This is a genomic window from Anaerozeibacter quisquiliarum (assembly GCF_051162045.1).
Lineage (GTDB): Bacteria > Bacillota > Clostridia > Christensenellales > Aristaeellaceae > Anaerozeibacter > Anaerozeibacter quisquiliarum.
In genome coordinates this window covers 1-10672 of the sequence record NZ_JBISDI010000065.1, presented here as the reverse complement: position 1 = coordinate 10672, position 10672 = coordinate 1, and the positions used below count along the sequence as shown (strand labels likewise).

Annotated in this window: 10 protein-coding genes; 6 read left to right on the top strand and 4 right to left on the bottom strand. The window is 60.7% G+C overall.

The window, feature by feature from the left end; all coding sequences use genetic code 11:
- The first annotated feature begins 213 nt into the window (after window positions 1–213).
- The 3 genes from asnA (at window position 214) to ACH6CV_RS17735 (ending at window position 4056) form a co-directional block, all read left to right on the top strand.
- The gene (asnA, locus tag ACH6CV_RS17745; RefSeq protein WP_456359556.1) at window positions 214–1224 is read left to right on the top strand and encodes an aspartate--ammonia ligase; all 1011 of its coding nucleotides are present in this window, start codon (window positions 214–216) and stop codon (window positions 1222–1224) included.
- A 24-nt stretch (window positions 1225–1248) separates the two neighbouring features.
- Entirely contained in the window at window positions 1249–2421 is a 1173-nt protein-coding gene (locus ACH6CV_RS17740; protein ID WP_456359555.1) for a cation diffusion facilitator family transporter, read from the top strand.
- Window positions 2422–2802: 381 nt separating this feature from the next.
- On the top strand, window positions 2803–4056 hold the full coding sequence (locus tag ACH6CV_RS17735; RefSeq protein WP_456359554.1) for a UDP-N-acetylglucosamine 1-carboxyvinyltransferase: 1254 nt from the start codon (window positions 2803–2805) through the stop codon (window positions 4054–4056).
- A gap of 670 nt (window positions 4057–4726) precedes the next feature.
- Here ACH6CV_RS17735 and ACH6CV_RS17730 read toward each other — a convergent pair.
- Window positions 4727–5284 (bottom strand): CarD family transcriptional regulator, encoded by a 558-nt coding sequence (locus ACH6CV_RS17730; RefSeq protein ID WP_456359553.1) that lies wholly within the window; start codon window positions 5282–5284, stop codon window positions 4727–4729.
- Between the two features lie 748 nt (window positions 5285–6032).
- On the opposite strand from ACH6CV_RS17730, the gene ACH6CV_RS17725 reads away from it, so the two are divergent.
- The 3 genes from ACH6CV_RS17725 to ACH6CV_RS17715 all read left to right on the top strand — a co-directional run bounded on the left by ACH6CV_RS17725 (window position 6033) and on the right by ACH6CV_RS17715 (window position 8698).
- Window positions 6033–6482: a hypothetical protein gene (locus ACH6CV_RS17725; RefSeq protein WP_456359552.1), complete on the top strand. Its 450-nt coding sequence runs from the start codon at window positions 6033–6035 to the stop codon at window positions 6480–6482.
- A 481-nt stretch (window positions 6483–6963) separates the two neighbouring features.
- Entirely contained in the window at window positions 6964–7794 is an 831-nt protein-coding gene (locus ACH6CV_RS17720) for a motility protein A (RefSeq protein ID WP_456359551.1), read from the top strand.
- Between the two features lies 1 nt (window position 7795).
- The gene (locus ACH6CV_RS17715; RefSeq protein ID WP_456359550.1) at window positions 7796–8698 is read left to right on the top strand and encodes an OmpA family protein; all 903 of its coding nucleotides are present in this window, start codon (window positions 7796–7798) and stop codon (window positions 8696–8698) included.
- Window positions 8699–8715: 17 nt separating this feature from the next.
- On the opposite strand, the gene ACH6CV_RS17710 is transcribed toward ACH6CV_RS17715, so the two are convergent.
- From ACH6CV_RS17710 to ACH6CV_RS17700, 3 genes are all read right to left on the bottom strand, one after another.
- Window positions 8716–9252, bottom strand: coding sequence for an NADH peroxidase (locus ACH6CV_RS17710; RefSeq protein ID WP_456359549.1), 537 nt, complete (start codon window positions 9250–9252; stop codon window positions 8716–8718).
- A gap of 334 nt (window positions 9253–9586) precedes the next feature.
- Window positions 9587–10411 (bottom strand): DUF5680 domain-containing protein, encoded by an 825-nt coding sequence (locus ACH6CV_RS17705; protein ID WP_456359548.1) that lies wholly within the window; start codon window positions 10409–10411, stop codon window positions 9587–9589.
- On the bottom strand, window positions 10380–10652 hold the full coding sequence (locus tag ACH6CV_RS17700) for a TfoX/Sxy family protein (protein WP_456359547.1): 273 nt from the start codon (window positions 10650–10652) through the stop codon (window positions 10380–10382). Before ACH6CV_RS17700 ends, ACH6CV_RS17705 begins: the two co-directional genes overlap by 32 nt.
- Window positions 10653–10672: the final 20 nt, after the last annotated feature.

The following is a 10672-nucleotide window of genomic DNA, read 5'->3' as shown; positions in this document are numbered from 1 at the left end:
GTTTTCCACCGGGCGTTGCGCCTCAGGTTTCGCGCGGCAACAGAAGGAATTATATCAAACTGTGTGCCCCGTGTCAAGCCCTTTTCTCGAGTTTTTTGAAATTCTTTTTTCCTTAACAATCGCGGCTCGCCGCGACCGCTTCCGCTTGACGCGCGCTTTCAAGCAGTGCTATAATCGGGGCATTCTTTCCATATATATAAAGGAGGGGCCCCCATGAGCCGGCACATTTGCCCCGAGGGATATCGACCCGCGCTCGATTTGCGCACCACGCAGCAGGCGATCAAGACGCTCAAGGATTGCTTTCAACAACAAATCGGTGCGGCGCTCAATTTGACGCGCGTGTCGGCGCCGTTGTTCGTGCGCCGACAGACCGGCCTCAACGACGACTTGAGTGGCGTCGAGCGCAAGGTGTGTTTCGACCTGCGCGACCGGCCGGACGACGAGGTGCAGGTGGTGCAGTCGCTGGCCAAGTGGAAGCGCGACGCGCTGGGCCGCTACGGATACCCGGTGGGCGCGGGGCTGTACACCGACATGAACGCCATCCGGCGCGACGAGCTGACCGACAACCTGCACTCGGTCTACGTCGACCAGTGGGACTGGGAGAAAGTGCTTGCGCGCGATCAGCGCACGCAGGATACCTTGATCGACGCCGCGCGGCGCATCCACGCGGCGGTGCTTGAGGCCGAGACGGTGCTGCACAGCCGTTACCCGCAGCTGTCGCCGCGGCTGCCAGCGGAGCTTGCCTTTATAACCAGCGCCGAATTGCAGGCACTGTACCCCAACCTCTCGCCCGAGCAGCGCGAGGCCGAGTATGTGCGTGTGCACCGCGCGATTTTCGTGATCGGCATCGGCTGGCCGCTGGCTGACGGCTGCCCTCACGGCGACCGAGCGCCCGACTACGACGACTGGGCGATCAACGGCGATTTGATCTATTACCATCCGGAATTGGACTGCGCGCTCGAAATCTCCTCGATGGGTGTGCGCGTGGACGCGGCCTCGATGTTCGCGCAGTTGAGCGCGGCAAACGCCATGAACCGGCTGGAGCTCAATTTCCACCAGGCGGTGATGCGCGACCAGCTGCCGCTGACCATGGGCGGCGGCATCGGCCAGTCTCGGCTGTGCATGCTGCTGCTGCGCAAGGCCCACATCGGCGAGGTGCAGTGCTCGGTGTGGCCGGAAGGGCTGGTCTGCGAGTTCAAAGAACAGGGCGTGCCGCTGTTGTAATACGCGACAAGAAAGGATTGCCTCATGCTCCGCTTCTTAATCCGCAAATGCGTGTCAAACCCCGAGGCCGTGCATGACAAGGCCACGCGCACCGCCTACGGCGTACTGGCGGGAGGGCTGGGCATCGCGCTCAATCTTTTGCTGTTTGCGCTCAAGCTGCCGATCGGCCTGATGACGGGTTCGATCGCGATCACTTCGGATGCGTTCAACAACATCTCCGACATGGGCTCGTCGCTGATCGGCGTGATCGGCGCGCGCTTGGCGAGCAAGCACCCCGACCGCGACCATCCGTTCGGGCACGGTCGGATCGAGTACATTGCGGCGCTGGTGGTGTCGTTCCTGATCCTGCTCGTGGGTTTCGAGCTGCTCAAGGGGTCGGTCGAAAAATTTTTCAACCCCGAGCCGCTTTCGTTCGAGCCGATTCCGATGGTGCTGCTGACGCTGTCGATCGGGATCAAGCTGTGGATGTTCCATTATAATAAGAAGCTGGGCGCGCTTATCAACTCGCAGGTGATGAGGGCGACCGCCAAGGACAGCCTGAACGACGTATTCGTGACCGGCGCGGTGGTGGCGGCGACCGTTGCCTCGCGGTGGGTGACCTGGCCGATCGACGCGGTCGCCGGCCTCATGGTGTCGCTTTTGATCCTGTACAACGGCTACGACACCGCGCGCGACACGGTGGGCCTGCTGCTGGGCGGCCAGGCCGACCCCGAGCTTATGCGCGAAATCGAGCAAATGGTGCTTTCGAGCGAGGGCGTGATCGGCGTGCACGACCTGATCGTGCACGACTACGGCCCGGGCCGCGCGATGGCCTCGGTGCACGCCGAGGTGCGCGCCGACGGCGACATTTTGCGCATCCACGAGGCCATCGACGACGCCGAGCAGCGCATCTTCCGCACGCTCGGCGTGCCCACGGTGATCCACATGGACCCGATCGTGGTGGACGACGAGCGGATCGATGGGCTGCGCGAGCAGGTGCGCGCCGTGCTCGCCATGGTCAACCCCACGTTCTCCTTCCACGACTTCCGCATGACCGACGGCGAAAACCGCGTCAACCTGATCTTCGATTTGGCCGTGCCCTGTGACATGAAGATTGAAGAGCGCACACGCGCCGTCAAGGAAATCGGCGAACGGCTGCGCGAGATCGACGGACGGTATCGGGCGGTGATGCAGATCGACGACGATTATCGGTGCTGAGGTATAAGGTAAGGCGGTTCCCCCGCGCCAGCTGGTTGCCGGCCAAGACGCGGAGAACCACCCGTTTTGTCGATGGATCAGAAGTGGGCTGCTTCAACCAAAACATGGGGAATTCGTTGACGGGTCAATCGCGCCCCGGCGCTCGCCGCTTAGCTTTCTGTCCGATCGCCTGTTGACGACCCGTTCGACGCCCGTATACTGTGCTTCCGTCCGCTGATTTGACTTAACTTGATTGCACGGGTAAAATGGGCTATAATACATAGAATTGAAGCGCGGACGCCTGATGAACGCGTTCCTATGCTCGATTGGTATGGGTTCGCGCCGATGCCAATGGTATGATTTATCCGAGGGGTGGCCGGCTCAGCCGGCGTTCGATATGATATGTGTGAAAGGCTCTTGATTCAAGGGGGGGTGCGCCTCGCGGGCGAGGTGACGGTCAGCGGCGGCAAAAACGCCGCGGTCGCACTGATCCCGGCGGCGCTGCTCGCGCATTCGCCGTGCACCATCGAAAACATGCCCGACATCGAGGATGTGCACGTGCTCATCGAAATGCTCAGGTGGCTGGGCGCGGGCGTGGAGTTTACAGACGGCACGCTGCGCGTCGATCCGACGACGGTCGACAAGTACAGCCCGCCACGTGATCTGGCATGCAAGATGCGCGCGTCCTACTACCTGGCCCCGGTGCTGCTGGGGCTGTTCGGCTGCGCCGAGGTGCCGATGCCGGGCGGCTGCGACATCGGCGCGCGCCCGATCGACCAGACGATCAAGGGCATGACGGCGCTGGGCGCGGACGTAAAGCTCGAGGACAACACCTTGATGGTGAGCACATTGGGTCTGATGGGCGCGGAGGTCTACCTCGACATGCCGAGCGTGGGCGCGACGATCAACACCATGCTGACCGCGGTCAGCGCGCGCGGCAACACGGTGATCTACAACGGTGCGAAGGAGCCGCACATCGTCGATCTGGCCAACTTTTTGAACTCGATGGGCGCGCGCATCAAGGGCGCGGGCACCGACATCATCCGCGTGATGGGCGGGCGGCCGCTGCACGGCTCCACCTACATGGCGATCCCCGACCAGATCGAAACCGGCACGCTGATGATTGCGGCGGCGGCGACGCGCGGCGACGTGACCATCTGCGGTGCAATTCCGACGCACATGGAGGCGCTGTCGGCCAAACTGCTCGAGATGGGCGTGTACGTGGGCGAGGACGACGACCGCATCCACATCCGGGCCGACGGCAACCTGCGCGCGGTCAACGTCAAGACGCAGGTCTATCCCGGCTTCCCCACCGACCTGCAGCAGCCGATGGCGGCGCTTTTATCGACCGCGGGCGGCGCGTCCACGATCACGGAGACCATCTTCGAGTCGCGGTTCCGCTACGTGGAGGAACTAAGACGCATGGGCGCGAGCATTATGGTATCCGGGCGCGTCGCGTCGGTCGATGGTGTGGCCCAGCTGGTCGGCGCGCCGGTCACCGCCACCGACCTGCGCGCGGGCGCGGCGCTGATCGTGGCCGCGCTGATGGCCGAGGGTGAAACCGAGATATTCGGCCTCAACTACATCCTGCGCGGTTATGAGGGGATCGACCGTAAGCTCCGGGCCCTGGGCGCGCAGGTGAGGATCGAGCCCTAGGTAAGCGCTGATTAAAGCACGCGTGCGATGGCGAGGGGAATTTTTGCCGGATTGGGCTTGCAAAATCCGAAGGCGTAGCAGCGCTACGTCGAGGATTCTGCGGGCCCGAGCTGGCGAAAATGCAACCGCCACCGCGCGTGGGATTTGATCAGCGGTTACCTGGGTAAGCGCCGATTGATTCGGGCGGCGGCCGGCGAGATGATTTTTCGTCCGATCGTTTCTGCGAAATGCGCAGGCGCAAAGCGTACGTCAGGCGTTTTGCGGGAATGAGCGGGCGAAACGGCCCCTCCCCGCGTGAGCGTCATGGGGATTCGCAAGGGCAAAGGCAGATTGTCAAGAAATGCAAAAGCTAACGAGAGAAGCGAGAGAGCGCGCGCCCGGGCATTTGCGAGGCCGTTCGCTGATGGAGGAAACGACATCGGCGACGGTCTCGTCCGTTCGTTGGTCGTGTCGAGATCTCTCCAATTGGTCTGCGGTGCCCGGCCAGACCGATTTGTTGTTCCCGGATTTGCTCTATTGATCGTCAAGCTTGCCGAGCAAACACAGATCCCCCGACACGACGGCCAGGCAAGGAATTGCGAAAATTACTTTCCACGCGCTTTCTTCTTTGCCGGTGGCGAATAGCCGTGCATACCATCGCACTGAACAGGCGCAACAAGGGTTAGGCTTTCTATTGCGGATCATCCGCCTTAGGGCAGATGTCGTTATTCGGCTTCTGCTCTTCCGTGGCATTAAGTCTGGACTCAATATAGGCGGGAACCTTATCCATAGGCATGTCGAGCGCAACGGATAGCTCACTGAATAGCAGGTCCTCGGCGAGCACCATATATTTAGCGTCCACGGCACCTAGTTTGCGGTTCTTTCGCTCAGCCATCTTGCCTTTCGCACGGATCGATTTGATTAGCTTGATTAAGTCCACGCAATTGTGCGTGTTCAGCATGGCCTCATAGTACAACCTAAGCTGATTGGTCGCTTTGTTATGGCACGTCTCCACCTGCAGGGAGGGGATCAAATCAATAAGCCGCTCTGCTTCTTCCCTTGAGATGATGTTGCGGATAAAGACTTTCGCCCCATTGACGGGTGCATGGATTACATAGGTATCACACAGAGGCTTTATCGTGTAATACAATCGACCTTCTGCATCGCCAATCGACTTGCGCTTTGCGATCTTGTTGATTCGGCAAACGCCGTCGCCCCCATAATATACATAATCTCCAACCTGGTACATTTTGACCACCTTCCCGATCGCGTTTATTTGCAGCCACAACACTGTTCCGACTTGTGGTTCGTCGGTTCTTTGTTGCTCTTCACCGCCTCCTTCCGAGTATCCGGTTCTTATCTGTGAAACAGAATCAATTTGAACATGAGCCCCGCATATCTATATTAACACATTTTGCGCGATAATGTAAGTGCGCTTCCGCACACCAACAATTACCAGAGCGCCATGTCTCCGGAGCCATCCGCACTGATCGCCGGCTCCGAAAAGGCGTCGCAGGGGGTTTGTCATGGGGATGGGTGTGGGGTTAAGATATGCAAGAATTCTGTGGATGGTTCCCGAAAGACCGATCAACGCGCATAAGTGATTCCCTTTGCGCCTGTTTGCCCATCGGATATCGGCGCTTGGAGCAGAGTAAACAAATCACAGCCAGCGTCTGCGCGCTCTCCCCGCCGGTATTCGCCGTATCCTCCGCACTCAGGCGGCCCCTGAAACCATGCTTCTCCTGCGGGTTTCAGCCCCTCCGCTCCAGACGTCCCATTCGGAGCCTTCGAAGGCTTCACGTTCATCAGGTGTACCGTTGATGTTTTTGGACCGGGTCCAAAACAAGTCGGCCTGACACCGTTCTGACCGGGGACTCACAGTGACAAAACAAGGCCATACGGAATACAATGCTACGGGCTGCATGGGGTTCAAAAAGTGGTCCAATGTGCCAAATAACCCTAAAACCCGAGTATTGTCGAAAGAAGAGGGTATTATCATGAGCCAGAACAATATGTGCCAGGACTATAGAGGACAGTTGGAAGAATCGATTCTTGATGAGATTTGCGACGCCGGTTTCTATGCACAGATTGCGAACGAGGCTCCGTCCCCCATTTTGAGAGAGCTCATTACGAGCATCGTTGGGGACGAATACGGCCACGCACGGCTTCAGGCTTCGCTTTTGGGCATCTGCCCGCCGCCAATCTCTACGCCGCCGGATTGTCCTGCGGCTTCCGGCAATTTTGCGGACGATGTGGAGACGGCAATCCAAGGCGAACTCGGCGCGATTCGCAGATACTCCGAGCTTGCGATGTGCGCGCCAAACAATCAAATTCGCTATCTACTGACCTCGATTCTTGGTGACGAGTACGCGCATGCCCGAATTTGGACCGCGATGCTCCTCGGCCCGTCCCTGTGCCCCAGAAATGGATGTTCGCCGGATTTATAATGTTGAGGGCGAACTGACCGCTCTGGCTTGACTCTGTTTGCCGGCGGAACCGGTCGTACCGGTTCCGCCGGTGCAAACGCCGGCAAGATAATTCGTAACATGCGTGGGCAGTCCCTCCTCACCGCGCTTGCTACGGTTAAGGGCTTTTCGCAAATCGGCCGGCCGTCCGGTGGCCGGCAGTTATCCGGCGGCGGGATTCAAATCAACTGCGCCCGCATCGTCCTGAGAAATCGTCGGTTCCGCAGCAAATGCCCCCCGATACCAGTCGCTCCAGCATCGCCATTTCCACGCCTTGCCGCCTGGATTCCCGGGCTCATGGCATCTTTCCGCTTCCTCATCCCCTGATGTTACTCTATATGGGCACTCGTCCCGCTTTCCCTTTCTGTATTCCAACTTTATGCCAATCGCATCAAAACGATGTAACCGACGCCCGATATATCAAGGAGGGAGTCTCACGCGCATCGCAAGAGGTGGTTTATCGTTGAGAAAAAAGAGCAAGTTTTCCATCCTCGCCCTCTTCGGATACCTGCTGGGCATCGGGCTGATCGTCTACGCCTGTCTGGATGTCGGGCAAGGCAGCTTGAAGCTGTTCATTAACCTGCCTTCGCTGTACATGACCTTGGGTACCACATTTGCCGTGATGATCGCGTCGTTTCCGCTGCAGCAGCTCAAGCTCCTGCCCAAGGTCGTCGCCAAGGCGTTCACCGTCGAGAAGCATGACGCCGACGCGGACATCGAAACCATCGTGGCGCTTAACGAGGTAGTCAAGGCCAAGGGCCTGCTGGCGCTGGAATCGGTCAGCCACCTCTACGAGAACGACTCCTTCCTCAAGCGGGGCGTACTGCTGATGCTGGATGGCGCGAACGAGGATCAGCTGCGGGATTCGCTCAACGACGACACCTACTTCATGTCACAGCGCCACAAGCGCGGCAGCGCGATGATGGATATGCTGGTGGCCACCGCGCCGTCGCTGGGCCTGCTGTGCACCTATGTGGGCCTGATCCCCATGCTGACCAGCCTCGACAACCCCACCACACTGGGACCGATGATGGCGATCGAGTTGGTGTCCTCGTTCTACGGCGGCTTCTTGGCCAACGTCATATTCGGGCCCATCTCCAAGCGGCTGAAGCTGCTGCACAACGAGGAGGTCGGCCGACGCGAGCTGTTGCTCGAGGGCTTGATCGGCATCTGGCTGCGCAAGAACCCGCGGCTCATCCGCGAGATGATGATTAGCCTTACCCGGACCCATGACGCCAAGTCCAAGCCCGGCAAGCAGCCCAAGGCCAGGGCGGAGGCGAGAAAGGCGGCGTAAGATGGCGAAAGAACGCAGAGAACTTGAAGACGACGAAGAAGAGGGCGAAGGCTATCTATCCAGCTACGCCGACCTAATCACCGACATGATGGCGATCTTCGTGCTGCTGTTTTCCTTCGCGATGATGAACCAAGCGGCGGTGGCCAGGCAGTCCAAGCAAGCGGCGGACGAGGCCAAGGCCAAGATCGCCGAGGCGGAAGCCATCATTCGAGAATACGATGCGCAAACCGAAAATGATTGGGAGAATGCGGGTGAGATCGAGGGCGAGATTCCGGAGGAGCAGGAGGCCTTTGACGTCAACGGCGACCCGCTGCCCTCTGCGCTCGACGTGTGGGAGAAATTCAACGACCTGTTCGAGGCCATTCGCGCCTACATCAAGCAGGCCGGGCTGTCCGATGTCTTGAGCCTCACCCGCATGGGCGACAACATGCTGCTGATCCGGGTCAAGTCTTCGGTGCTGTTTGAAACCGGCAGCGCCGACATCAACCCGGATACCGCGCCGCTGATGGGCAAGATCTCGGAGATCCTGATCGCCTACAAGGACTTCATCACCCAGTTCCGCATCGAGGGGCACACTGATGACATCCCGATCAAGAACAAGCAGTTCGACAGCAATTGGGAGCTGTCCTCGAGCCGCGCCGTCAACGTGCTCCGGCAGCTGCTGGACTTGACCGGGTTACCGCCCAGCCGCTTCTCCGCGGTCGGCTACGGCGAGTTCTCGCCGATCGCCGGCAACGACACCGAGGACGGCCGCAGCCAGAACCGGCGCGTGGACTTCATCATCGAGACCCGCACGGTCTCGGATGGCAAGACCGGCAGGCGAAGGCCCATCAGGAATGAACCGCCGAATCAGGCGCGGCAGGGCATGCCCGTGGAGCCCTCCGCCCCGCCGGAGGGGTCTTGAAATCTGCCCGCGGACCGCTAAAAGTACCGCTTCAGCAGCCCGTCGAAGGCCTTGCCGTGGCGGGCTTCGTCGCGCGCCATCTCGTGCACGGTGTCGTGCACCGCGTCGTAGCCCAGTTCCTTGGCGAGCTTGGCGATGTCCATCTTGCCCGCAGTTGCGCCGTACTCGGCATCCACGCGCATTTCCAGGTTTTTCTTGGTGGAATCGGTCACCACTTCGCCCAGAAGCTCCGCGAAACGCGCCGCGTGATCGGCCTCCTCAAACGCGATGCGTTTGTAGGCCTCCGCCACCTCCGGCAGCCCCTCGCGATCGGCCGCGCGGCTCATCGCCAGGTACATGCCCACCTCGGCGCACTCGCCCACGAAGTTCTGGCGCAGCCCTTCCACAATGCGCCCGTCCAGACCCTTGGCGATGCCCACGACATGCTCCGCCGCCCACACGCGTTCACCGGCCAGCTGGTTAAACTTGCTGGCGGGCGCCTTGCAGACCGGGCAGAATTCCGGCGGCTGGTTCCCCTCGTGCACGTAACCGCAGATGCTGCAAACCCATTTCATAAGACATTCCTCCTCGCAGAACATTGGATTGCGGCCGCACTCGCGCGGCACTGATGGGTATATAACCACGCCTGCGAGGCGTAAAACATCTTGGGCAGACGCTGATTAATCCGGCCGCGATGACGAGATAATTTTCGTTCCAGCGCGCCCGCCGAATCGGTCAGCGATTACCCAGGTAAGCGCTGATTAAAGCACGCGTGCGGTGGCGCGCTGAATTTTCGTCAGATTGCGCTTGCAAAATCTGAAGGCGTAGCGGCGCTACGTCGAGGATTTTTGAGGCGCAAGATGGCGCAAAGGCAGCCGCCTCCGCGCGTGGGATTTGATCGGCGGTTACCTAGACAATACATCCGCCGTGGAAGCGGCACTCGTACACCTTTTCACCCTCCGAAAAGATCTCCTCATAGCCCTCGAACCAGTCGAAGTCCCCGTTCGTCAGGCAGTGGTAGCTGTAAGCGCCGCGTCGATATAGCTGCGGTCCGCGAAACGGCCTGTTCCGGGGCACGGCGGCCAGCGCCTCCTTGAGAAAGTCCCCGTTGAACCCAGGCGCCAGCACCCTGCCCGCGTAGTTCATGCACCACACGCTCGCGCCGCCCGCCCACAGCGCCTCCTCGCCGCCGAACCGCTCGCCGCCCAGATAGGTGTCGTAGTAATACAGCTCACCCTCCCGGTATTCGAGGTCGTGCGAGGCAGCGCGCGAAGGCACGCATTCCGCGCCGTGGCCCGCGTAGCAGGCGCGCTTCGCACGAAGCAGAAACGAAACCAGCGCCTCCCGCTCGGGCGAGGCCAGGCGCACGAGGCGTTCGGCGCATTCGCCCTCCCGCACGAGGGCGTCCATCGACACCCCGTAGAAACCGCACAGCGCCGCCAGCTTGTCGAGCTCGGGTACGGCCCTGCCGCTCTCCCACTTGCCCACAGCCTGCCGGGAAACGGCGAGCGCGTCCGCCAGTTCCTCTTGCGACAGCCCCCTGGAACGCCGCAGCTCGCTCAGCTTCTGATCGATTCTCAAACCCATCCCCTCCCAGCACACAGCATACCGCACCCGGACCCGCGCCGCCACCACCCGGCGGTTGGGTTTTCCGCAACCGCCGGTTGCGTCGACGTCCATGGCCGCGCCATCATCGGATGCGCTATTGCCCCGCGCCTTTCTCCTTGTGTTCATGATAAAATGCCTTCAGGGATGCCTTCACCGCATCGTCCAGATGGTGCCAGCGCACGCCCCGGATCGCGCCCTCCAGCGCGCAGAGCCGGCTTAAGCAGGCGGATGGGTCGCGCGATAAGATGCGCAGCCACGCCTCCCGGCTGCCGACGCGCCTGAGTTCTGCTTCGGTCGCAACCCCGATCTCGTTAAGCTGCGCCTCCAGCTTGCCCGCGATGTTCGGTAACTTGGTCAGCTCGCCCATGAAAGGCCCTCCCCTCGCGC

What these genes read in the sequence shown, in the direction of transcription:
- ACH6CV_RS17710 (WP_456359549.1), bottom strand. Translation starts at nt 9,252, where the DNA reads ATGAAATGGGTTTGCAGCATCTGCGGTTACGTGCACGAGGGGAACCAG.
- ACH6CV_RS17730 (WP_456359553.1), bottom strand. Translation starts at nt 5,284, where the DNA reads ATGTACCAGGTTGGAGATTATGTATATTATGGGGGCGACGGCGTTTGC.
- ACH6CV_RS17735 (WP_456359554.1), top strand. Translation starts at nt 2,803, where the DNA reads ATGTGTGAAAGGCTCTTGATTCAAGGGGGGGTGCGCCTCGCGGGCGAG.
- asnA (WP_456359556.1), top strand. Translation starts at nt 214, where the DNA reads ATGAGCCGGCACATTTGCCCCGAGGGATATCGACCCGCGCTCGATTTG.
- ACH6CV_RS17700 (WP_456359547.1), bottom strand. Translation starts at nt 10,652, where the DNA reads ATGGGCGAGCTGACCAAGTTACCGAACATCGCGGGCAAGCTGGAGGCG.
- ACH6CV_RS17705 (WP_456359548.1), bottom strand. Translation starts at nt 10,411, where the DNA reads ATGAACACAAGGAGAAAGGCGCGGGGCAATAGCGCATCCGATGATGGC.
- ACH6CV_RS17715 (WP_456359550.1), top strand. Translation starts at nt 7,796, where the DNA reads ATGGCGAAAGAACGCAGAGAACTTGAAGACGACGAAGAAGAGGGCGAA.
- ACH6CV_RS17725 (WP_456359552.1), top strand. Translation starts at nt 6,033, where the DNA reads ATGAGCCAGAACAATATGTGCCAGGACTATAGAGGACAGTTGGAAGAA.
- ACH6CV_RS17740 (WP_456359555.1), top strand. Translation starts at nt 1,249, where the DNA reads ATGCTCCGCTTCTTAATCCGCAAATGCGTGTCAAACCCCGAGGCCGTG.